Origin of the sequence: Nocardioides psychrotolerans (genome assembly GCF_900113685.1) — a bacterium.
GTDB lineage: Bacteria > Actinomycetota > Actinomycetes > Propionibacteriales > Nocardioidaceae > Nocardioides > Nocardioides psychrotolerans.
This window is the reverse complement of record NZ_FOQG01000005.1, coordinates 13389-34429: the sequence shown is the minus strand read 5'-3', so window position 1 is coordinate 34429 and position 21041 is coordinate 13389. Positions and strand designations below refer to the sequence as shown.

Annotated in this window: 23 protein-coding genes; 3 read left to right on the top strand and 20 right to left on the bottom strand. The window is 71.7% G+C overall.

What is annotated here, in order from left to right:
* Positions 1–18 precede the first annotated feature (18 nt).
* The 12 genes from lgt to BM204_RS07600 form a co-directional block, all read right to left on the bottom strand.
* On the bottom strand, positions 19–984 hold the full coding sequence (gene lgt, locus BM204_RS07655; RefSeq protein WP_091111780.1) for a prolipoprotein diacylglyceryl transferase: 966 nt from the start codon (positions 982–984) through the stop codon (positions 19–21).
* Between the two features lies 1 nt (position 985).
* Positions 986–1618 carry an SCO family protein gene (locus BM204_RS07650; RefSeq protein ID WP_091111778.1) on the bottom strand — a complete coding sequence of 211 codons (633 nt, stop codon included), beginning with the start codon at positions 1616–1618 and terminating at the stop codon, positions 986–988.
* Positions 1611–2450: a tryptophan synthase subunit alpha gene (gene trpA / locus BM204_RS07645; RefSeq protein WP_091111776.1), complete on the bottom strand. Its 840-nt coding sequence runs from the start codon at positions 2448–2450 to the stop codon at positions 1611–1613. The genes BM204_RS07650 and trpA overlap by 8 nt, the downstream gene beginning before the upstream one ends.
* Entirely contained in the window at positions 2447–3691 is a 1245-nt protein-coding gene (trpB, locus tag BM204_RS07640) for a tryptophan synthase subunit beta (protein ID WP_091111774.1), read from the bottom strand. Before trpB ends, trpA begins: the two co-directional genes overlap by 4 nt.
* Positions 3688–4470 carry an indole-3-glycerol phosphate synthase TrpC gene (gene trpC / locus BM204_RS07635; RefSeq protein WP_091111773.1) on the bottom strand — a complete coding sequence of 261 codons (783 nt, stop codon included), beginning with the start codon at positions 4468–4470 and terminating at the stop codon, positions 3688–3690. Before trpC ends, trpB begins: the two co-directional genes overlap by 4 nt.
* A 275-nt stretch (positions 4471–4745) precedes the next feature.
* Positions 4746–5192 (bottom strand): DUF2752 domain-containing protein, encoded by a 447-nt coding sequence (locus BM204_RS07630; protein WP_091111771.1) that lies wholly within the window; start codon positions 5190–5192, stop codon positions 4746–4748.
* Positions 5193–5200: 8 nt separating this feature from the next.
* Positions 5201–5404, bottom strand: coding sequence for an HGxxPAAW family protein (locus BM204_RS07625; RefSeq protein ID WP_091111769.1), 204 nt, complete (start codon positions 5402–5404; stop codon positions 5201–5203).
* An 87-nt stretch (positions 5405–5491) separates the two neighbouring features.
* A complete protein-coding gene (locus BM204_RS07620; protein WP_091111767.1) occupies positions 5492–6079 on the bottom strand; it encodes a Trp biosynthesis-associated membrane protein in 588 nt (195 codons plus the stop codon).
* Positions 6072–6425, bottom strand: a complete 354-nt coding sequence (hisI, locus tag BM204_RS07615; protein ID WP_246165955.1) for a phosphoribosyl-AMP cyclohydrolase — start codon at positions 6423–6425, stop codon at positions 6072–6074. Before hisI ends, BM204_RS07620 begins: the two co-directional genes overlap by 8 nt.
* Positions 6426–6479: 54 nt before the next feature.
* The gene (locus tag BM204_RS07610) at positions 6480–6665 is read right to left on the bottom strand and encodes an Ig-like domain-containing protein (RefSeq protein WP_091111764.1); all 186 of its coding nucleotides are present in this window, start codon (positions 6663–6665) and stop codon (positions 6480–6482) included.
* A gap of 142 nt (positions 6666–6807) precedes the next feature.
* Positions 6808–8622, bottom strand: coding sequence for an ABC transporter ATP-binding protein (locus BM204_RS07605; protein ID WP_307725889.1), 1815 nt, complete (start codon positions 8620–8622; stop codon positions 6808–6810).
* On the bottom strand, positions 8619–10469 hold the full coding sequence (locus tag BM204_RS07600; protein ID WP_246165953.1) for an ABC transporter ATP-binding protein: 1851 nt from the start codon (positions 10467–10469) through the stop codon (positions 8619–8621). The genes BM204_RS07605 and BM204_RS07600 overlap by 4 nt, the downstream gene beginning before the upstream one ends.
* Positions 10470–10581: 112 nt before the next feature.
* Here BM204_RS07600 and BM204_RS07595 point away from each other — a divergent pair, with 112 nt between their 5' ends.
* Positions 10582–11217, top strand: coding sequence for a TIGR03085 family metal-binding protein (locus BM204_RS07595; RefSeq protein WP_091111761.1), 636 nt, complete (start codon positions 10582–10584; stop codon positions 11215–11217).
* Between the two features lie 9 nt (positions 11218–11226).
* On the opposite strand, the gene BM204_RS07590 is transcribed toward BM204_RS07595, so the two are convergent.
* The 7 genes from BM204_RS07590 to gcvT are packed head-to-tail and all read right to left on the bottom strand — an operon-like array spanning position 11227 to position 17197.
* Complete coding sequence (locus tag BM204_RS07590) at positions 11227–11769, bottom strand: dihydrofolate reductase (RefSeq protein WP_091111759.1); 543 nt, start codon at positions 11767–11769, stop codon at positions 11227–11229.
* Positions 11770–11776: 7 nt separating this feature from the next.
* On the bottom strand, positions 11777–12583 hold the full coding sequence (locus BM204_RS07585; protein WP_091111758.1) for a thymidylate synthase: 807 nt from the start codon (positions 12581–12583) through the stop codon (positions 11777–11779).
* A gap of 27 nt (positions 12584–12610) precedes the next feature.
* Positions 12611–13465, bottom strand: coding sequence for a PhzF family phenazine biosynthesis protein (locus BM204_RS07580; RefSeq protein ID WP_091111756.1), 855 nt, complete (start codon positions 13463–13465; stop codon positions 12611–12613).
* A 29-nt stretch (positions 13466–13494) separates the two neighbouring features.
* Positions 13495–15000 (bottom strand): SigE family RNA polymerase sigma factor, encoded by a 1506-nt coding sequence (locus tag BM204_RS07575; RefSeq protein WP_091111755.1) that lies wholly within the window; start codon positions 14998–15000, stop codon positions 13495–13497.
* Positions 15001–15002: 2 nt separating this feature from the next.
* Positions 15003–15821 (bottom strand): aminoglycoside adenylyltransferase domain-containing protein, encoded by an 819-nt coding sequence (locus BM204_RS07570; protein WP_091111753.1) that lies wholly within the window; start codon positions 15819–15821, stop codon positions 15003–15005.
* An 18-nt stretch (positions 15822–15839) separates the two neighbouring features.
* On the bottom strand, positions 15840–16097 hold the full coding sequence (locus BM204_RS07565) for a hypothetical protein (RefSeq protein ID WP_174812980.1): 258 nt from the start codon (positions 16095–16097) through the stop codon (positions 15840–15842).
* Complete coding sequence (gene gcvT / locus BM204_RS07560; protein WP_091111752.1) at positions 16094–17197, bottom strand: glycine cleavage system aminomethyltransferase GcvT; 1104 nt, start codon at positions 17195–17197, stop codon at positions 16094–16096. The genes BM204_RS07565 and gcvT overlap by 4 nt, the downstream gene beginning before the upstream one ends.
* 59 nt (positions 17198–17256) lie before the next feature.
* Here gcvT and BM204_RS07555 point away from each other — a divergent pair, with 59 nt between their 5' ends.
* Positions 17257–18765 carry a leucyl aminopeptidase gene (locus tag BM204_RS07555; protein WP_246165950.1) on the top strand — a complete coding sequence of 503 codons (1509 nt, stop codon included), beginning with the start codon at positions 17257–17259 and terminating at the stop codon, positions 18763–18765.
* A 328-nt stretch (positions 18766–19093) separates the two neighbouring features.
* Here the strand turns inward: BM204_RS07555 and BM204_RS07550 are convergent, their stop codons facing one another.
* Complete coding sequence (locus tag BM204_RS07550; RefSeq protein ID WP_091112058.1) at positions 19094–19429, bottom strand: hypothetical protein; 336 nt, start codon at positions 19427–19429, stop codon at positions 19094–19096.
* A 130-nt stretch (positions 19430–19559) separates the two neighbouring features.
* Between BM204_RS07550 and lpdA the strand changes: the two genes are divergently transcribed.
* A complete protein-coding gene (lpdA, locus tag BM204_RS07545; protein WP_439895890.1) occupies positions 19560–21014 on the top strand; it encodes a dihydrolipoyl dehydrogenase in 1455 nt (484 codons plus the stop codon).
* Positions 21015–21041: the final 27 nt, after the last annotated feature.

The window sequence follows — 21041 nt, the reverse complement described above, 5'->3', positions numbered from 1 at the left end:
GGCTGTGCGGTGGACGTCTCAGGTGGAGGCTTCCCCAGTGGTCCCCGAAGCAGGCCCGGAGGTTGGCCCGGAAGCAGGCGGGGCGGCCGTGGCGGCGGTGTCACCCTCATCGGTGGTGTCCGGTCCCCGGCCCGGGCGCCACACGTCGTCCTCACGGCCGGGCCGCAGACGCAGGCTGACCACGAAGTAGATCGCCGCGGCGACGAACAGGACGATCGAGACCCACACGTTGAAGCGCAGCCCCCCCACGTCGCTGAGCTCCACGGTGTCGATGCGCAGGTCCTCGATCCAGCCGCGACCGGCGGTGTAGGCCATCACGTAGAGGGCGATCACCCGGCCGTGGCCGAGCTTGAAACGCCGGTCGGCCCAGATCACCAGGGCGAAGGCCGCCAGGTTCCACAGGAACTCGTAGAGGTACGTCGGGTGGAAGGTCGTGCCCGCGGGGAAGGTCAGCCCCGACGGGTAGTTGCCCGGATCGATCTCCAGGCCCCACGGAAGGTCGGTGGGTCGGCCGTAGAGCTCCTGGTTGAACCAGTTGCCCCACCGTCCGATGGCCTGCGCAACCAGCACACCGGGCGCCAACGCGTCCAGGACCGGGAGCAGCTTGATGCCCTTCCGGCGGGCCCCGAGGTAGACCCCGAGCGCTCCCAGGGCGACGCCGCCCCAGATGCCCAGCCCCCCGCGCCAGACGTAGAGCGCCGTGATCGGGTTGTTGCCGTCACCGAAGTAGAGACCGTGGTCGGTGGCCACGTGGTAGAGCCGGGCCCCGACGAGGCCGAACGGCACGCCCCAGATCGCCAGGTCCTGGACGTCACCGGGACGACCCCCGCGAGCCACCCAGCGGCGCTCGCCGATCCAGATGGCGACCACGATGCCGAGGATGATCGACAGCGCGTAACCGCGGAGCGGGACCGGACCGACGTACCAGACGCCGCTGCTGGGGCTGGGAATCGAGAGGGCGGTGAGCGTCAGGAGATCGGTCATGTCAGGGCTCCTCGCCGAGCAGGGTGTGGATGTCGTCGGCGAACTCCGACTGCGACGTGTCCTGGCTCCAGTAGACCGGAGCCTGGTCGTCGCTGTCGATGGCCGTGATCTGGGTGCTGTGGCCACCCAGGTCGAAGCCGCCGGTGGGCAGCTCGACGCCGTCGTTGACGTAGACCGCCAACGGTCGACCCACGTCGATGATCGTGTCGATGTCGCCGGTCAGCCCGATGAAGTCGGGGTTGAAGCGGTCGAGGTAGCGGCGCAGGGCCGTCTCGGTGTCGCGCGCGGGATCGGTCGTCACGAAGATCACCTCGACCTGCTCGCGGTCCGCGTCGTCGAGCCTGTTGATCGCGCCCGCCAGCTGGCCCATGACCGTCTGGCAGATGTCGGGGCAGTTGCTGTAGCCGAAGAAGACGAGGCTCAGGCGCTTGTCGGTGTCGGCCGCCAGCGAGAAGTCGTTGCCAGAGGTGTCGCTCAGCGCGATGTCCGGCACCGGGAGCGGGTTGTCGAGAGCCTTGCCGTTGAAGCCGTCGTCGGCGCTGGCGCCTCCGCCGCAGCCGGAGGCGACGAGCACCGTCAGGAGCGCTGCCGCCAGCCCCGCGCGACCGCGGCCCGGGCCCCCCGGCCTAGCCACGTCGACATCCCACGGCGAGGTCCTCCGTCAGGGCGGCGAGGGCCCGCAGGCCAGCAGCCCGGTCGTCGTTGTCGAGCAGGGCCCGCACGAAGGCGGAGCCGACGATGACGCCGTCGGCGTACGACGCCACCTCGGCGGCCTGGTCGCCGTTGCTGACACCGAGGCCGACACAGACAGGCAGGTCGGTCGTGGCCTTGGTGCGCGCGACCAGCGGACCGGCGAGGTCGCTGGTGGTCGTGCGCGCCCCGGTCACACCCATGACGGCGGTCGCGTAGACGAAGCCGCGGCATGCGGCGGTGGTCATCGCGACGCGGCTCTCGGTCGAGGAGGGCGCGACCAGGAAGATCTTGTCGAGCCCGTGCTCGTCCGCGGCGGCGATCCACTCCGGCGCACTGTCCGGGGTGAGGTCGGGGGTGATCAGGCCCGCTCCGCCGGCGCCGGCCAGGTCCGCGGCGAACCGCGTCACGCTCTGCGCGTGGCCCCCGCGGCCGCCGTAGTGCTCCACGGGGTTCCAGTAAGTCATGACGACCGTGGGGGTGCCGGTGGCGGCCACGGCCTCGACGGTGCGCAGGACGTCAGCCGTGCGGACGCCGCCCTCGAGCGCACGCTGGGCGGCCAGCTGGATGGTCGGACCGTCCATGACGGGGTCGCTGTAGGGCAGGCCGACCTCGATGATGTCGCAGCCGGAGTCGACCAGGCAGCGCAGTGCGTCGATGCCGCCGGGGACGTCGGGGAAGCCAGCCGGCAGGTAGCCGATGAGGGCAGCCCTGCCCTCGGCGCGCGTCTTCTCGAAGGCGGTGCTGGTGGTGAGGGTGGTAGCAGCGGTGCTCACAGGTCGAACCACTCCATGGCCGTCTCCATGTCCTTGTCGCCGCGGCCGCTGAGGTTGATCAGCACCGTCGCGTCGGGACCCTTCTCGGCACCGAGCTGCTCGGCGACGCGCAAGGCCCCCGCGATCGCGTGGGCCGACTCGATGGCCGGGATGATCCCCTCGGTGCGGCTGAGCAGCGCCATGGCGTCCATCGCCTCGGCGTCGGTGATCGGCAGGTAGGTGGCCCGGCCGACCTTGGCCAGGTGGGCGTGCTGCGGGCCCACCCCGGGGTAGTCGAGACCTGCGGAGATCGAGTGCGACTCGATCGTCTGACCGTCCTCGTCCTGGAGGACGTAGGTGCGGGCACCGTGCAGCACGCCACTGTCGCCCTGGTGGATCGTGGCCGCGTGGCGTCCCGTCTCGATCCCGTCACCGCCGGGCTCGAAGCCGTAGATCGCGACGTCCTCGTCGTCGAGGAACGCTTGAAACAGCCCGATGGCGTTGGATCCACCGCCCACGCAGGCCGCGATGGCGTCCGGCAGGCGGCCGTAGCGCTCGAGGCACTGGGCGCGAGCCTCGTCGCCGATGCCGCGGGCGAAGTCGCGGACCATGCTCGGGAACGGGTGGGGGCCGGCTGCGGTGCCGAAGAGGTACGCCGTGTGGTCGACGCTGGCGACCCAGTCGCGCATCGCCTCGTTGATGGCGTCCTTGAGCGTGGCGCTGCCGCTGTCCACCGGGACGACCTTCGCGCCGAGCAGGTGCATCCGCGCGACGTTGAGGGCCTGCCGCTTGACGTCGACGGCGCCCATGTAGACGGTGCAGTCGAGCCCGAAGTAGGCAGCGGCCGTGGCACTGGCGACACCGTGCTGGCCGGCACCGGTCTCCGCGATGACGCGCTGCTTGCCCATGCGCCTGGTCAGCAGCGCCTGGCCGAGCACGTTGCGGATCTTGTGCGCGCCGGTGTGGTTGAGGTCCTCGCGCTTGAGCAGGATGCGGGCGCCGACCTTGTCGGAGAGCCGGCGCGCTTCGTAGAGCGAGCTCGGCATGCCGCCGTAGTCGCGGCAGATGGTCTCGAAGTCGTGGATGAACGTCGGGTCGGCCATGGCGTCCTGCCAGGCCTCGGTCAGCTCGTCGAGGGCAGCGACCAGGGCCTCGGGCATGAAGCGGCCCCCGAAGTCGCCGAACCAGCCGCCCTCGTCGGCATCGAAGCTCGACGGCGGGATCACGGGCGCCTGCTGGCCCGGAGTGCTGGTCGTGGTCATGCCTGGACTCCTGTCATGGCGGCGACGGCGTCGCGGGGAGCGCCGTTCTTGACGAGTGCCTCACCGACCAGGACCGCGCGAGCTCCCTGGCTGACGAAGCGGGCGACGTCGGGAAGGCCGGAGATGCCCGACTCGGCGACCAGGACCCGGTCGCCGGGCACCAACGGTGCGAGGCGGGCGAAGGTCTCGTTGTCGACGGCCAGGGTCTTGAGGTTGCGCGCGTTGATGCCGATCAGCTCGGTGCCCAGCGCGACGGCGCGCTCGGTCTCGGCCTCGTCGTGCACCTCGACCAGCACGGTCAGTCCCAGCTCGCGCGCCTCGTCGTGCAGGCGGCGAAGGGTGTCGTCGTCGAGCGAGGCCACGATGAGCAGGACCAGGTCGGCGCCGGCAGCGCGGGCCTCGAGCACCTGGTAGCTCGTGACCATGAAGTCCTTGCGCAGGATCGGGGTGTCGAGGGCCGCGCGCACGGCTCGCAGGTCGTCGAGGCTCCCACCGAAGCGTCGCTGCTCGGTGAGCACGCTGATCGCAGCGGCGCCCCCGGCGGCGTACTGCACGGCCAGGGCTGCCGGGTCGGGGATGTCGGCCAGGTCGCCCTTGCTCGGGCTGCGGCGCTTGACCTCGGCGATGACGCTGGAGCCCGGGGCACGGAAGTGCGGCATCGGGTCGCGGGCCGGCCCGACGTCGGCCAGGGCAGCGCGCAGGTCGGCCATGGAGACCACCGACTCGCGCTCCGCGAGGTCGATCCGCACGCCGTCGACGATGTCGTCGAGCACGGACATGACTACCTCCTGGATCGGGCCCGGATCGCTGGTCGGATCGCTGGTCCGGGTCGGGCTGTGCGCTGCCACGAGTCTGTCACGCGACGCCTTGGGGTCCAGACAGCGGTCACGCCGCTGCACCGGTCCACGTCGAAGGGATTCCCCTGAGCTACCACCAGCCCCCGCCGCCGCCGCCCGAGTACGGCGCCCCGCAGCCCTACGGCTACGGCTCCCGACCTCCCAAGAACTCGGTGCTGGCGACCTCCGCACTGGTGCTCGGCACCTTCGGCTGACGCTCAGGGCGCCAGCCACGATCCCGAGAGGTTGCGCAGGATCGTGAAGACGGCCATCAGCGCGATCACGGTGACCGCGACCCGGGAGACGACCCTCATCGGGATCTGACGCTGGTGCCCCCGCCAGCGGTCGACGGTCCAGAGCGCCAGCCCGGCGACGAGGAACGGCAGCGCGACGATGAAGGCCAGGTTGCTCGAGGCTGCGTCGACGAGCTGAGCGTGGGTCAGGTCGTTGACGGCTCGCAGGCCGCCGCAGCCGGGGCACCAGAAGCCCATCGCAGCGCTCGGGCAGAAGCCCCAGCTGCCCTGGGCGTGCGGGTCACGGAAGTGCAGGGCGACGGTGGTGGCACCGAGGGCGCCGATGGTGACCAGGGGCGCGACGAGGCGCTGCCCCCGCGTCTGCGGGGGGCTCTCCGGTGCGAGCGCGGGCGCCGTCGGCTGCTGGGTCACGACATCGGTCAGTGCGTTGCGGACTCGTGGAGGCCCAGCTTGGCCATGACGCCGAACAGCACGCCGGCGGCCAGCGTGATGACCACGCCGATCCAGAAGATGACGAAGCTGATCGGGCTGAGCATCAGGCCGACACCTCCCACCACGAAGCCGACCAGCGCGACGACCACGGCCGTCCAGGCAGCCGGAGTGTTGCCGTGGTTGTCCGTCATGCAGGGCTCCTTGCGATGGGTCGTGCGGCGAGGTGCGCACGGGATCTCGGTACGTCGGGTGGTGCGGCCCATTCTATTCAGGCGTGGTCACCGCGTGGGGTCGCGACCCTCGTCGATGGCTTTCCAGAGTTCGAGGCTGGACGGCTCCTCGTCCTCGTCCGGGGTCGCGCGGACCGCCTCCTGGTCCCCGGGCGCGTCGTAACGGGTGCCCATCTCGGGCCAGCGCCCCACCTGCCGCGCGGCCACGGCGGCGGGCAGGACGGCGAGGACCGACAGCACCAGCGCCAGCCAGTACCACCAGCTGAGGTCGACCACCGGGGTCGCACCGATGTCGCGGAAGTCGGCGCGGTAGGAGTCGATGATCATCCCCCTGCCGAGCACCACGGAGGCCGCAGCCCCCACGGCCGCGGCCAGCCCCAGCACGGCGACCCCTCGTCGTACGACTCGACGGGTGACGAGGACGACTCCCCAGCAGGCGAGGACGACCAGGCTGAGCGTGAGTGCGAGCGGGACCTGGGAGCCCTCCTGCAGGTCGGAGTAGACGATCCCGCTCTCGGTGGGTCGGGCGGTGGCCAGGGTCTGGTTGGTCGCGATGGCCGTCAGGCCCGCGGTCGCGAGGCCGGCGAGGACCGTGGGGACGAAGGCGGACCTGGCTGATCCGTCCGGCCTAGCCACGGGCGGCCACGTCGAAGCTGACGGCGTCGAAGCACGTGCGGTCGCCGGTGTGACAGGCGGCGCCCTCCTGGTCGACCTTGACGAGCAGGGTGTCGCCGTCGCAGTCGAGCCGGACGTCCTTGACCCACTGGACGTGGCCGGAGGTGTCGCCCTTGACCCAGTACTCCCGACGCGAGCGGCTCCAGTAGGTCGCGCGACCCGTCGTCAGCGTCCGGTGCAGCGCCTCGTCGTCCATCCAGCCCAGCATCAGCACCTCGAGGGTGTCGTGCTGCTGCACCACGGCCGGAACCAGTCCTTCGGCCGAACGCTTGAGCAGGGCGGCGATGGCCGGGTCGAGTGTCTCCACCGACCCAGTATCGCCGCCCTGCCTCATGCCTGACGAACCGTCACGCGCTGATGATCATCGCCGCACGGTCACCCTGCGCACCACGCTCTGGGCCAGGACGCGTGCCTCGCCGCCGTAGACGACCTTGATGACCTGGCGTCCGGGCTTGAGACCGCGCAGTCGCAGCACGACCTGACCGTTGCTCAGCGTCCCGCTGGCGACCTTGACCCCGTCGACCAGCACCCGCACCGTGCCCCGCACGGGGTTGGCACCGGAGGTGCCGGGCTAGGTCACCCGCACCGCCAGACACTCGCTGAGGTCGCCGCCACCAACGACGTAGGTGCCGTCGGTCTCGCCCGGCACCGGCACGCCCGAGAGCCGTGCGCGCCGGTGGGCCGGTGCGCTACTGGCCCTGCTGCGCGACCCAGGAGGTGTGCAGGCCTGCGTAGACGCTGCCCTGCTCGGCCCTCAGCACGCTGTGGTGGCCGCGCTGCACGACGCGGCCCTGGTCCACGACCACGACCTCGTCGGCGCCCTCGGCAGTGGAGAGGCGGTGCGCGATGGTGACCGAGGTGCGGCCACTCATCAGGCGCTCGAGAGCGCGACCGATGCGCATCTCCAGGGCGGGGTCGACCGCGCTGGTGGCCTCGTCGAGGACCAGCAGGTCGGGATCAGCGAGGTGGGCGCGCAGCAGCGCCACGAGCTGACGCTCGCCGGCCGAGAGGGACTCGCCGCGCTGGCCGACCTTGGTCTCCAGGCCGTGCGGCAGGCCGGCGACCCAGTCGGCGAGCCCCAGCTCCTCGGCGCTGGCGAGGATCTCGGCCTCGCTCGCGTCGAGCTTGCCGTAGCGGACGTTGGCGGTGATGGTGTCGTCGAAGAGGAAGCCCTCCTGCGGCACCAGCACGACGCTCTTGCGCAGCGACCGCTCGGAGATCTTGCGGACGTCGACGCCGTCGAGCAGCACCGATCCACTCGAGGGATCCATCAACCGGGTGAGGAGCTTGGCGAAGGTGGACTTGCCCGAGCCGGTCGCCCCCACGATCGCGAGGCGGCGACCGGCGTCGATGGCGAGCGTGACCTCGCGCAGGACCGGCGGGCCGCCGGGGTAGGCGAACTCCACGTCCTCGAACCGTACGTCGATCGGGCCGCGCGGCAGCACTTCGCCGTCTACGCCCGGGTCGACGAGGTCGGCAGGGGTGTCGAGGATGCCGATGACCCGGCGCCACCCGGCAATGGCGTTCTGGGCGTCGGTGAGGATCTGGGTGCCCAGCTGGACCGGTCCGACGAAGAGCGTCACGAGGAACGCGAAGGCCAACACCTCGCCGGCGGAGATGTCGCCGGCGAAGCCGAGCCAGATGCCCACGATCAGCACCCCGGCGTTGGCCAGGCCCGCCGAGACCCCGCCGAGCGAGAACGAGAAGGCGGTGAAGCCCTGCGCACGGGTGCTGGCGACCTGGTGGGCCGAGATGGCCTCGTCGATGCGGGCCTGGGTACGCGCCTCGACGGCGTAGGAGCGGACGACCGCGGCACCGACCACGGGCTCGGAGATCGCCGAGAGCAAGAGGCCGACCTGACGGCGGACGGTGCTGTAGGCATCGGACAGCTTGCGCTGGAAGAAGCGCAGCGAGAGGAAGAGCGGCGCGAAGCAGAGCCAGACCACGAGGGCGAGCTGCCAGCTGTAGAAGAGCATGACGATCGTGGCGATGAGGACCTGCCCGACGCTGACGACGAAGAGCAGCCCGCCGAAGACGAGGAACTGGCTGACCTGGTCGACGTCGCTGGTGACACGGGAGACGAGGGCGCCGCGGCGCTCGGTGTTCTGCGTGAGCAGGGGCAGGTCGTGGACGTGGCGGAACGCCTTGATGCGCAGCGTCGCCAGGCCCCGCTCGGAGGTGGTGAACAGGCGCGTCGTCATCGCGTAGGAGGCATAGCTGGTGATCAGGATGCCGACGGCGGCGGCCACCCCCATCCAGACCGTGTAGGACACGTCGGGTCCGTCGGCGCCGTTGAGCCCGCGGTCGAGGGTCTGCTGGACCGCGATCGGCACGATGACCTGGCCGACCGAGGCGAGGACGGCGAGCAGCAGGGTGCCGCGAATGCCCTCCTTGAGCTCGGGCGAGTGGCTGATGCCGCGACGGATGGTGTCCATCGCGCCGATGTCCTCGCCGGTCTCCATGACCGTCGAGCCGTCGGCCTTGGGCTGCTGGGTGGTCGTCACGTCCGCACCTCCTCCCCCCCATGACCGGGGTGTCCGGCATGGTCGGGGTCCTGCTCGTAGGCGTTGACCAGGCGGGCGTAGGACGGGTTGCGCGCCAGCAGCTCGGCGTGCGTGCCGCGATCGGCGATGCGGCCGCCCTCGAGGTGGAGCACCTCGTCGGCCAGCGCGATCGTGGCCTTGCGGTAGGCGACGACGACCAAGGTGGAGCCGTCAGCACCGTCACCCGCCGCCAGGCCCGAGCGGAGCCCCGCCAGGATGCGGCCCTCGACCTCGGGATCGACCGCGGAGGTGGCGTCGTCGAGGATCAGCAGCCGCGGTCGCCGGACCAGGGCGCGAGCCAGCGAGATCCGCTGGCGCTGGCCGCCCGAGAGCGACGTGCCGCGCTCGCCGAGGCGCGCGTCGAGGCCGGCGGGAAGGGCCGCGACGAAGCCGTCGCCCTGGGCGATGCGCAGGGCCTCCCAGACGTCGGCGTCACCGACGTCGGCACCGAGGGTGATGTTGCCGCGCACGGTGTCGTCGAAGAGGAAGGCCGTCTGCGGGACCAGGGAGACCATCGCGGCTAGCTGACCGGGCGCGAGGTCGCGCACATCGGTCCCGTCGACGACGACCTGGCCGGAGTCGGGGTCGACCAGGCGGGTCAGCAAGGTGGTGAGGGTGCTCTTGCCCGAGGCCGTCGCCCCCACGAGGGCGACGGTGCGGCCGGGCTCGACGCTGAAGGTCAGGTCCTCGAGCAACGGCTGGTCGGGGACATAGCGGTAGCCGAGGCCGTCGACGTCGAGACGGGCGCCGGAGCGACCCCCGGTCGCCGGGGACTCGCCGTAGGGCATCTCTCCGGCGGCATCGAGGACGGCGCGGACGCGGCGGTAGCCGACGACGCTGCGGGGGAACTCGCCGAGGAGCCAGCCGATCGAGCGGATCGGGAAGGACACGATGGTCAGGAGGTAGGCGACGGTGACGACGTCACCGGCGTCGGCGGCACCGCTGAGGACCCGCGAGACGCCGAAGGCGAGGACGAACAGCACGCCGATGCCGGGCAGCGCGGCGAGCGCCGGGTCGAAGGCGGCCCGGATCCGTCCGACGCGGATGTTGACGTCGCGCAGCTCCTCGGCCTTGGCGGCGAAGCGCGCGGTCTCTTCCGGTTCGCGACCGAGGGTCTTGACGACCATCGCGCCGTCGAAGGACTCGTGGGCGATCTCGCTGACCTCGGCACGCAGCTGCTGGGCCCGCGTCATCCAGCCCTGCGCGAGGTTCTGGTAGATCACGTTGACCGCGATCACGGCCGGGAAGACCAGCAGACCGACCAGCGCGAGCACCAGGTCGGCGAGGAACATCTGACCGACGGCGATGACCATCATCGCGACCGTGCCGACGGCCATCGGGAGTGGCGCGATCGGCCCCCAGGCAGCCTCGACGTCGGAGTTGGCATTGCTCAGCAGCTCACCGGTCGGGTGGCGCTGGTGCCACTCCATGGGAAGCGAGAGGTATTGCCGGGTCACGGCACGACGGGTGCGGGCCTGCATGCGGTATTGCATGATCCCGGCGCCGAGCCGGCGCGCGACGATGCCGACCGCGCGCAGGATCGCGACGCCGACGAACAGCGCGAGGATCGCGACGAGCGAGCCCGCGCCCACCTCTCCGGTCTCGAAGGCGGGCAGCACGACGTTGTCGGTGGACCAGCCGAGCACCCACGCGTCGGCCACGGTCAGGGCGCCGAAGAGGACGCTGCCGAGCGTCGAGAGCGTGAAGATCCAGGGCTCACGCCGGATGGCCACCGCGAGGACGGCGAAGCCGGCTCGGGTCGACCCCCGGCCGTCTGCTCGCTTGTCGCCCATGTCTCCCTGACTCATCGGTTGACGGCGCCAACCGTCGCGCGAGGAAGGCTATTCCCGGGCACCGACATCGACCAATCCTTCACCCCTCCGCTACGCCGTGCCCGAGGCCGGTCCCTAGGCTCAGGAGATGCGCTCCCCCACCCTCGCCCGCCGCGAACGCCACGACCTGTGCGACCTGGCCCTCGTGCTCGGGGAGGACGCGCCCACGCTGTGCGGCGAGTGGACCGCCAAGGAGCTCGTCGCCCATCTGCTCGTGCGCGAGCACAGCCCGCTCGGGGCTCTCGGGATCGCCGTGGAGACATTCGCCCGGCTGACCGACCGGGCGATGGCACGACTCGGCCGGCGTGACTTCGCGGTGCTCGTCGAGCAACTGCGTGAGCCCGGGCTCACGCCGTACGCGCTGTGGCCGGTGGAGGTGCTGGGCAACACCCTCGAATACCTCGTCCACCACGAGGACCTGCGTCGCGCGCAAACCGACTGGCAGCCCCGCGAGAACACCCCGGCCGACGACGATGCGATCTGGACCGCGATCCGCATCGGCGGCCGCGCCCTGGTGAGGCCGGCCGGCGTGCCCGTGCGAATCCGGCGCGCCGACACGGGCAAGGAGGTCACGTTGCGCGGCGGCGCCGAGCCCGTCACGATCATCGGAAGCCCGACCGAGGTGACGCTGTTCCTCTTCGGGCGCAGGCAGCTGCACGACGTGACCTTCGAGGGTCCGACCGAGAAGGTTGCGGCGCTGCGCCGCGCCGCGCTCGGCTTCTGAGGTCCAGCCTCAGGCGGGACCCTCGCCGGGCAGGCGCCGAGTCGGCGCGATGTCGCACCCGGGGACGCCGAGTCGGCGGACCAGCCACACCCGGTCGTAGCCGTCGAGCACCTCGCGTCGCTGCTCGACCCACGCGGTGCGGTCGACCTCGGGGTAGAACGTGTCGCCCTCGGGCGTGAGGTGGACCTCGGTGAGCACCTGCTCGTCTGCCAGGTGCAGGGCCTCGTCGTAGACCAGCGAGCCCCCGACGACCATCACCTCGCCGGGCAGGTCGTCGGCCAGCGCGAGGGCGGCGGTGAACGACGGGGCGACCAGGACGCCCTCGGCAGCCCACGACGGGTCACGGGTCAGGACGATCGTGGTGCGGCCGGGCAGCGGCCGACCGATCGAGTCGTACGTCGCGCGCCCCATGACCATCGTGTGGCCCAGCGTCGTGGCCTTGAAGTGCGCGAAGTCCTCGGGGATGCGCCACGGGATGTCGCCCGCCGCGCCGATCACGCCGTTGTCGGCGACGGCCGCGACCATCACGACGCGTTTGCCGCCGGGCGTCATGCGTGCGTCATACGGCGATCGGGGCCTTGATGCCCGGGTGCGGGTCGTAGCCCTCGAGGATGACGTGCTCGAGGTCGAAGGCGTCCAGCGCGCTCACCGAGGGGTCGAGCACCAGCCGTGGCAGCGGGCGCGGCTCCCGCGTGAGCTGGAGCCGGGCCTGGTCGACGTGGTTGGAGTAGAGGTGGGCGTCGCCGAGGGTGTGGACGAAGTCGCCGACCTCGAGCCCCGTGACCTGGGCGACCATGTGGGTCAGCAGCGCGTAGGACGCGATGTTGAACGGCACGCCGAGGAAGACGTCGGCGGAGCGCTGGTAGAGCTGGCAGCTGAGCCGGCCCCCCGCCTCCGACGGCGCGACGTAGAACTGGAACATCGTGTGGCAGGGCGCCAGCGCCATCTGCGGGATGTCGGCGACGTTCCACGCCGAGACGATGTGGCGGCGCGAGTCGGGGTCGCGGCGGATCTGCTCGACGACCTGCGCGATCTGGTCGACGTGGCGTCCGTCGGGCGTCGGCCACGAACGCCACTGGTAGCCGTAGACCGGCCCCAGGTCGCCGTCGGCGTCGGCCCACTCGTCCCAGATCGTGACGCCACGGTCCTGCAGCCACTTCACGTTGGTGTCGCCCCGCAGGAACCACAGCAGCTCGGCGAAGATCGAGCGCGTGTGCACCTTCTTGGTCGTCACGAGCGGGAAGCCCGCGGTGAGGTCGAAGCGCATCTGGTGGCCGAAGACGCTGCGGGTGCCGGTGCCCGTGCGATCACCCTTGTCGACCCCCTCGTCGAGGATCCGCGTCAGGAGATCGAGGTACTGCTGCATGGGGCCAACCTACCGTCCGGGGACCGCTCAGATGGCGACCGTCCCGGTGATGCTCGTGCGGGTGTCGCCGCCCACCCAGACCTCCCGGTCCGGCCCCTCGCCCTCGACGCTGACGTGCACGCGGCCCCGCCGGCCCATCGCCGTGCCCTGGGACGCGACGTACGACGTGGGCAGGCGCGAGCCCGCCAGCCACTGGGCGATCCCGGCGTTGAGGCTGCCGGTGACCGGGTCCTCGACGACGCCGAGGCCAGGGCAGAACGCGCGGACCTCGACCGCGGCCCCCTCGGATCCAGGGTCGGCTCCACCACCGGGATAGAGCCCGACCACGCCGACGTCGAGGTCGCCGAACCGCGCCAGGTCAGGTCGTACGGCGAGCACGGCGTCGGCGTCGCGCAGCAGCAGCCCGACCCAGCCGGGGCCGTTGTCGATCCACGCGGCGTCGACGATGTCGCTCTCGTCGATCGCCAGCGCCTCGGCGATGCGGGTCAGGTCGTCGGCGGCCACGGGTCCGGAGCGCAGCAGTGGCGGGGCGACGAACGCCAGCCGCTCACCGCGCCGGACCCGGACCAGGCCCGCACCACACTCCTGCACGAGCGTGTCCGCGGCGCCAGGCACTCCCCCGGCCTCGAGCCAGGCGTGGGCGCTGCCGAGGGTCGGGTGGCCGGCGAAGGGCAGCTCCCCGCCCGGGGTCCAGATGCGCAGCCGGTAGTCGGCGCCCGGCGTGGTCGGCGACAGCAGGAACGTGGTCTCCGACAGGTTGGTCCACCGCGCGAAGGCCGCCATCTGCTCCTCGGCCAGGCCGTCGGCGTCATGGACGACCGCGACCGGGTTGCCCATCAGAGGCAGGGGCGAGAAGACGTCGACCTGGCGGAATGCACGCATCCCGTCACGCTACCGACGACCTGGCCGACCTACTGGGCCAGCGCCCACGTCGTGCTGCGCGGGAAGGTCAGCACGACCTCGCAGGTCGGCTCGAGCCCGGGTCGCGGCGTCTCGCAGGACGTGAGCTGGAGGCTGCCGGAGTTGGAGAGTCGTGGCCCGTCGTCGGGGTCCTCCTGCGCGAGCTCGACCAGGTAGGTCACCGCCCCGCCCTCCAGGACGCTGGCGTCGAAGACCACGGCCCCCGCGTCCAGCCCGGTGTCGACCTCGGCGTTCTGCTGCGCGTCGTAGAGGCGCCTGGTCACCTGCCCCGTGTCCTCCTCCACACTCCGGGTCAGCACCCAGGCGCCGTCGGGCGAGAGCTCCGCACCGAGACCGACCACGGTGACGATGCGGTCCTGCAGATCACGGGGACTCGCGATGCTGATGGCGCCGTCCGACTCCTGGCGCGCGACGGCACCGCCCTCGACGTCGAGCACGCGTGGGGAAGCCACCTCCGCGACGTCGTCGGCAGCGACGTCGTAGGCCTGGCTGCGGCCACGCTCGACGTAGTAGGCGACGCCGGCATCGAGTGCCACCACGTCGATGTCCTCGTCGTCGGACAGGGGCACCGTGCCGACGACCTCGCCGGCGGCGAGGTCCCACACGCGGAGCTCACGGTCGTCGCTCTCGTCGACCCAGGCGACGAGCCCCTCCTCGGCCGAGACCTGGTAGGTGCCGTCGCGACGCTGCGTCCCGATGCGGGTGCGGACCCCGTCGGTGTCGACGTGGACGATCGCACCGTTGGCGTCGGCGTAGACCGCGCCGCTGTCGACCTCGAAGAAGGTCCGCAGCGCCTCGACCCGCAGCTCGACGTCGGTCAGGTGGAGGGTGCCGTCGGTGTACCACGCGACCGGAGCCCGGTTGGCGGAGCGCTCGACCGGCACGTCGGTCAGCGGCGCACGCGGCTCGGGTCGGGTGCCCCACCAGGTCGCACCCCCGACCACGACGGCGAGCACGGCGACGACGGCGCCCGCCGTGACCGTCGTACGGCGCCCGCGGGCGCGGCGGTCGGCCCGCTGCTCGGCGGCCACGTCGGCGAGCACGACCGGGGTGACGTGGAGGGACTCAGCGACTCGGCGAAGGGTGTCGTCGGACGGCGCCGGACCGAGCTCGCGACCCAGCACCAGCTCGACCTGCTCGGTGGCGAGCGCAGCGACCGAGCGCAGCACCAGCGAAGCCCGGTCGCCCGGCGTCAGGACGTCGAGCGAGGCCGAGAGCGCCGGCCACTGCGGGTCGAGCGGCGCGGCGTCGAGCGGGGCGGCGGTGGACCACCAGGCCACCGGGTCGTCCCGCCTCACGTCGAGCAGCGTGCGGTAGAGGTGGACGTCGAGGTCGCCGACCTCGTCGCGCCCGCGCCACCTGGCGCGCACCAGCCCCAGGGTCGAGCGGGCCTGCCGGAGGGCGACGTCCGGGCGGGAGCCGAGCAGGACGGCGGTGCGCACCAGCGCGGTCCAGCGCGCGACGGCGTAGGCTTCGAAGTCGCTCTCGTCGCGCATGACTACTGCTCCTCGGTCCCCTGCGCCACGACCCAGGCCGTGAGCTCGGCGGTGTCCCTCCCACGGGCTGCCCTGTCGTCGGAGTATTCGGAGCCGCGCTCACCGTGGATGGCGTGGATGGCGTGGCTGGCGTCCACCCCGGCCCCCCGGATACCCAGCGCCTCGCGCAGGACCCGGTGGAACCGCTCGGGATAGACGGTGAGCCCCCAGCGGCCCGCGCCCGACTTGGTGGTCATCTCGCCGGTGACGAGGAGGTGGTGCAACCTCGTGACGCCGAGGACGCACCAGCAGCAGGCGCCCTCGCTCGCACCCTCCGCCGGCATCGCCGCCAGGGCCTCGGCGTTGTCGCGCCAGTAGGTGTCGAGGTTGGCGCGGGTGAAGTCCCGCAGGGCCTGCGCGGAGGTCCAGACGCCGAGCTCGCCGAGAGACGGGCCCGCGATGCGGACGCCGTGCCAGGCGAGCTCGTGCCACGCCACGACACCGTCGTGGACGACTCCTTCGGGCTCGAACAGCCGACCCAGCACGGTCGGGACGTCCGGGCACCCGCGCGCGTCGCTGGCGAGGTCGGCGGCCAGGACGTGCGGTCCGTCGAAGGCGACGTCGGGGTGGGCAGCCGCGACCTGCTCGTGCGCCACCCGCAACCGGTGCACCTCACCCGCGTCGGGCCGGTGGGCCAGCGTCGCGACGAAGTCGACGTCGCTCTGCCCCGGCACCCACTCGCCGAAGCCGGTGCCGCCACGCAGGTAGAGCCCCGTGACCAGGCCCGGTGGCGCGACGCGCAGGAAGGTCGCGCAGACCTCCTCGACCGCCGCAGGGATCACGCGGGGATCATGCGTGGATCATGCGTGGAGCGACATCGGTCCGTAGACAACGCGGTCGACGTCGAGCAGCGTCACACCGTCGACGCCCTGCTCGGCGAGCTCGGCATAGAACTCACCGACCCACGACTCGGCGTCGGCCTGGCTGGCGAAGCGCTGGCCGGCGTAGTCCTCGGTGACGGTGACCTCCGCCCCCGTCTTGTCCTCGAGGCGCCAGGACCACGGCAGCTCCACGGTGGACGGCGGACGGAAGGTGGGTGGCTGGTCGGGCAGGTTCATGACTCCCTCACCGAGGTGTCGACGAAGGGCGGCTTGGTGAGCTGGAAGATCTCGCGACGTCCACGGACGTCGACCCCCACCTCCGCCTCCGGGTGGATGTCGGAGGGCAGCAGCGCGAGGCCGATGCCCTTCTTGAGCGTCGGGGAGAACGTCCCGGAGGTGATCTCGCCGAGCAGCACGTCCGGGGTCAGGCTGACCATCATGTGCGGGCGCGGGATGGCGCGACCCGTGGAGACGAGCCCGCGCAGGGTCCGCTTCGGCCCGGCCGCCTTCTCGGCGAGCAGCACGTCGCGCCCCCAGAAGGCCTCCTTCTTCCACCCGACGGCCCAGCCGAGGCGGGCCTCGTTGGGCGTCACGTCCAGCGAGATCTCCTGGCCGTGGAGCGGGTAGCCCATCTCGGTCCGCAGCGTGTCGCGCGCGCCGAGGCCGCAGGCGAGCATGTCGTAGGCCGCGCCGGCGGCGACGAGTGCGTCCCACAGCGACTCGGCGACCGCGTTCGCGGCGATCAGCTCGTAGCCACGCTCACCGGTGTAGCCGGTGCGACAGACCACGACCCCGCTGCCGTCGTGCTCCGCCTCGGCGAAGCTCATGTAGTCGTGGCCGACCGGCAGGCCGACCGCCCGCAGCACCTCGTCGCAGTGCGTGCCCTGGACGGCCAGCACGACGTAGTCGCGGTGGTGGTCCGCGACCGCCACGCCCTCGGGTGCCGACGCCGCGAGCCGTCGTACGACCTCCGCGGTGTTGGCGGCGTTGGGCACGAGCAGCACGTGCTCGTCGTCGCGGTAGTAGACGATCAGGTCATCCACCACCCCGCCCGTGGCGTCGTCGCAGCAGAGCGTGTACTGCGCCTGGCCCGGACCGATCTTGGCGAGGTCGTTGGTCAGCGTGCGGTTGACGTAGTCCGCGGCGCCGGGCCCGGAGACCATCGCCTTGCCGAGGTGGCTCACGTCGAAGATGCCGACGGAGGTGCGCACGGCGGTGTGTTCCTTGACGACGCCGGAGGAATACTCCAGGGGCATCGACCACCCGCCGAACTCGGCGAACTTGGCGCCCAGGGCGACATGTCGGTCATGGAGGGGCGATCGCAACAGCTCGGCCATGGCGGCGAACCTACCGCAGCCCCTGCGAGCCCTCGCGGGGTGCGGGTTAGTCTGCCGCGGTGACCACGACGTACACACTGCGCAGCGCCAGCCCCGCCAAGACCCGAGCCGACGCGGTGGTGGTCGGGATCCTCTCCACGGCGAAGGGACCGCAGGTCGCGCCCGGTGGCGAGGACGTGGCCAAGGCCTACGGCCGCAAGCTCGCCCCGCTGCTCGCGACGTTGGGCGTCAAGGGCAAGGCCGGCGAGGTGGTCAAGGTCCCCACGAGCGGGACGATCACCTCGCCGCTGCTGGTGCTGGTCGGCCTCGGTGACGAGGCCACACCCACGTCCGTACGCCGTGCCGCCGGCGGCGCCGTCCGCGCCGTCACGAACGCCGCCTCGGTCGCGATCGCGCTGCCGGCCGACTCCCCCGAGCTGGTGCGCGCCTTGACCGAGGGCGCGATGCTCGGCGCCTACACGTTCACGGCGTACAAGAAGGACGCGAACGGCTCGGAGGCTCCCGGCGACGTCGTGCTCCTCTGCCCCAACCCGCGTCGCAAGGAGATGACCACCGCCTTCGAGGAGGCCCAGGTCGTCGCCCGCGCCGTCGCGCAGACCCGCGACTGGGTCAACACCCCTCCTGGCGACCTCACGCCGCCCGCCTTCGCCGAAGCCGCTGTCGCGTCGGGCAAGGAGTGGACCAAGGGCCGCGGTGGCCCCAAGGTCACCGTCACGGTGCTCGACGAGAAGCGCCTGGCCGAGCTCGGGTGCGGCGGCATCCTCGGCGTCGGCGCGGCCTCCGCCGCTCCCCCACGCCTGGTCGAGATCACCTACGCCCCCAAGGACGCGCGCTGCCACCTGGCGCTCGTCGGCAAGGGCATCACCTTCGACTCCGGCGGCCTGACCATCAAGCCGGCCCAGGGCATGGGCGAGATGAAGAGCGACATGTCCGGCGCCGCTGCCGTGATCCAGGCGACCTTCGCCATCGCCGCGCTCGGCCTGCCGATCAAGGTCAGCACCTTCGCCGCAATGGCGGAGAACATGGTCTCCGGCTCCGCGATCCGCCCGGGTGACGTCATCACCCAGTACGGCGGCACCACCGTCGAGATCCTCAACACCGACGCCGAGGGACGCCTCGTCCTGGCCGACGCCCTCGGTCGCGCCGCCGAGCAGCAGCCCGACGTCCTGCTCGACGTCGCCACGCTGACGGGCCACATGGTGCTGGCGCTCGGCGACCGCGTCGCGGGCGTCATGGGCACCGACGAGATCGTCCAGGGCGTCCTGGCCGCTTCCGAGGTCGCCGGCGAGGACCACTGGCCGATGCCGATCCCCGAGGGCATGGTCGAGCGGGTCAAGGGCAGCAAGATCGCCGACCTCGCCCAGCACGACTGGGTCCGCTGGGGCGGCGCCCTCTTCGCCGGCGCGTTCCTGCGCGAGTTCACCCACGGCCTGCCGTGGGCGCACCTCGACATCGCCGGCACCGCCTTCAACTCCGGCGGCCCCCGCGGCCACGTCACCAGCGGCGGCACCGGCTGGGCCGTCACCACCCTCGTCGACTACGCCCGCGCACTCTCGGCCGAGAAGTAGGCGCGGGCCGGGCCGGCCGTTCGTCGGTCGAGCGGCGCGCGGCGCGCGGCGCGCCGCGAGCGGAGAGCGGCGAGACGACCAGCAACCCCAGCCGTGCGACGTACGGCGTGCGGCGTGCGGCGTGCGGCGCACCCCACGCAGGCGAGCACCTCACCGAGGTCTCGACGCCGACTCGCTGGCGCTCGCCGGGCTCGACCGACGAGCGGCCAGCCAGTGATCACGCATCAGTGCGGTCGATCGCACGTACCTGGTGCGTGCGATCGACCGCAGTGTTCCTGGTCGAGCCCGTGGAGCGTCAGCGACGACGCGTCGAGACCCTCATGGCTGGCTAGTAGCCGCGCTCCTTGCGCTGCTGCTTCTGCCGACTGTTGTAGTCACGCATGCGCTGCGGGATGCCGACCACGGCTGCGTCGTAGGACGGCACCTGGTGCTTGTTGGCGAAGTCGTGCGCCCAGTTGATCGACGGCACCCGCCGGCGGGTCCACTCTCCGTCATGCGCGACGAGGAGCAAGGTGACGTCGCTGACCGCGGTGCGGGGCTCGACGAAGCCCTCGACACCGCGACGTGCGGTGACGAACTCGTGCAGGTGCGTCTCGTCGACCTTGTCGGAGGCGCGGACGCGTGTGGAGCCCGTGCGGAGTCCGTCCTTCGCAGGCTTGCTCATGCGCATGCCTGACCCGCGGCGGAAGCGGTCCATGAAACCCATGTGACCAGTTTGCCCCTTCGCCGGTCATCTCGCGCGAACGACCCCCCACAACGGCTCGTCGCGGATCACGGCGGCCGCGCTGAGGCCGGTGTTGTCACGCGCGCCAGAAGTGCAAGGATGGTCGCGCATCGATGACTATGGAGGGACCAGCGTGTCAGAGGCGGACTTCGACGTTCTCATTCTCGGGGCGGGTTCGGGAGGCTATGCCTGTGCCTTGCGCGCGGCCCAGCTCGGGCTGTCCGTCGGCCTGGTCGAGAAGGGTCCGCTCGGCGGCACCTGCCTCCACGTCGGCTGCATCCCCACCAAGGCCCTGCTCCACGCCGCGGAGGTCGCCGACAGCGCCCGCGAGTCGGAGCAGTTCGGGGTCAGGGCATCCTTCGACGGCATCGACATGCCCGGTGTCAACGCCTACAAGGACGGCGTGGTCGCGCGTCTCTTCAAGGGGCTGACCGGCCTGATCAAGTCCCGCGGCATCACCGTCATCGAGGGCGAGGGCCGGGTCACCGGTCCCCGTGAGGTCACGGTCGACGGCAAGGCCCACACCGGGCGCCACCTCGTCCTGGCCTCCGGCTCCTACTCGAAGTCCCTGCCCGGCCTCGAGGTCGATGGCGAGCGGGTCCTGACCTCCGAGCACGCACTGCGCCTCGAGCGGGTGCCCGCATCGGTCATCGTGCTGGGCGGCGGCGTCATCGGTTGCGAGTTCGCCAGCGTCTGGCGCAGCTTCGGCGCCGAGGTCACGATCATCGAGGCCCTGCCGCGCCTGGTCGCCGTCGAGGACGAGGCGTCGTCCAGGGCGCTCGAGCGCGCGTTCCGCAAGCGCAAGATCGCCTTCAGGACCGGCACATCGTTCCAGAGCGTGAAGTCGACCGACAGCGGTGTCGCGGTCACCGTCGGAGTGGCCGGTGGTGAGCAGAGCGTGATCGAGGCAGAGCTGCTGCTCGTCGCGGTCGGTCGCGGTCCGAGCACCGCCGGGCTCGGCTACGAGGAGATCGGCGTGGCGATGGAGCGCGGCTTCGTGCTCGCCGATGAGCGCTGCCGCACCAACGTCGAGGGCGTCTACGCCGTCGGCGACATCGTCCCCGGCCTCCAGCTGGCCCACCGCGGCTTCCAGCAGGGCATCTTCGTCGCAGAGGAGATCGCCGGCCTCGACCCGCAGCCCATCGACGAGCTCGGGATCCCCCGCGTCACCTACAGCCACCCCGAGATCGCCTCGGTCGGTCTCAACGAGGTCGACGCCGTCGAGACCTACGGCGCCGACGGCATCGAGACCGTGACCTACGACCTCGGCGGCAACGGCAAGAGCCAGATCCTCAAGACCGCCGGCTTCGTCAAGCTCGTGCGTCAGAAGGACGGGCCCGTGGTCGGTGTCCACCTGGTCGGCGACCGCGTGGGTGAGCTCATCGGCGAGGCCCAGCTCATCTACAACTGGGAGGCACACGCCGAGGACGTCGCTCCTCTGGTGCATGCCCACCCCACCCAGAACGAGGCCCTCGGCGAAGCGCACCTCGCGCTCGCCGGGAAGCCGTTGCACGCCCACTCCTGAACCCCATCACCACAAGCTCGTAAAGGA

Coding starts and splice junctions, on each gene's coding strand:
- lgt (WP_091111780.1), bottom strand. CDS start 984: ATGACCGATCTCCTGACGCTCACCGCCCTCTCGATTCCCAGCCCCAGC.
- trpB (WP_091111774.1), bottom strand. CDS start 3,691: ATGACCACGACCAGCACTCCGGGCCAGCAGGCGCCCGTGATCCCGCCG.
- trpC (WP_091111773.1), bottom strand. CDS start 4,470: ATGTCCGTGCTCGACGACATCGTCGACGGCGTGCGGATCGACCTCGCG.
- BM204_RS07625 (WP_091111769.1), bottom strand. CDS start 5,404: ATGACGGACAACCACGGCAACACTCCGGCTGCCTGGACGGCCGTGGTC.
- BM204_RS07600 (WP_246165953.1), bottom strand. CDS start 10,469: ATGAGTCAGGGAGACATGGGCGACAAGCGAGCAGACGGCCGGGGGTCG.
- BM204_RS07595 (WP_091111761.1), top strand. CDS start 10,582: ATGCGCTCCCCCACCCTCGCCCGCCGCGAACGCCACGACCTGTGCGAC.
- BM204_RS07590 (WP_091111759.1), bottom strand. CDS start 11,769: ATGACGCCCGGCGGCAAACGCGTCGTGATGGTCGCGGCCGTCGCCGAC.
- BM204_RS07585 (WP_091111758.1), bottom strand. CDS start 12,583: ATGCAGCAGTACCTCGATCTCCTGACGCGGATCCTCGACGAGGGGGTC.
- BM204_RS07580 (WP_091111756.1), bottom strand. CDS start 13,465: ATGCGTGCATTCCGCCAGGTCGACGTCTTCTCGCCCCTGCCTCTGATG.
- BM204_RS07575 (WP_091111755.1), bottom strand. CDS start 15,000: ATGCGCGACGAGAGCGACTTCGAAGCCTACGCCGTCGCGCGCTGGACC.
- BM204_RS07565 (WP_174812980.1), bottom strand. CDS start 16,097: ATGAACCTGCCCGACCAGCCACCCACCTTCCGTCCGCCGTCCACCGTG.
- gcvT (WP_091111752.1), bottom strand. CDS start 17,197: ATGGCCGAGCTGTTGCGATCGCCCCTCCATGACCGACATGTCGCCCTG.
- BM204_RS07550 (WP_091112058.1), bottom strand. CDS start 19,429: ATGAGCAAGCCTGCGAAGGACGGACTCCGCACGGGCTCCACACGCGTC.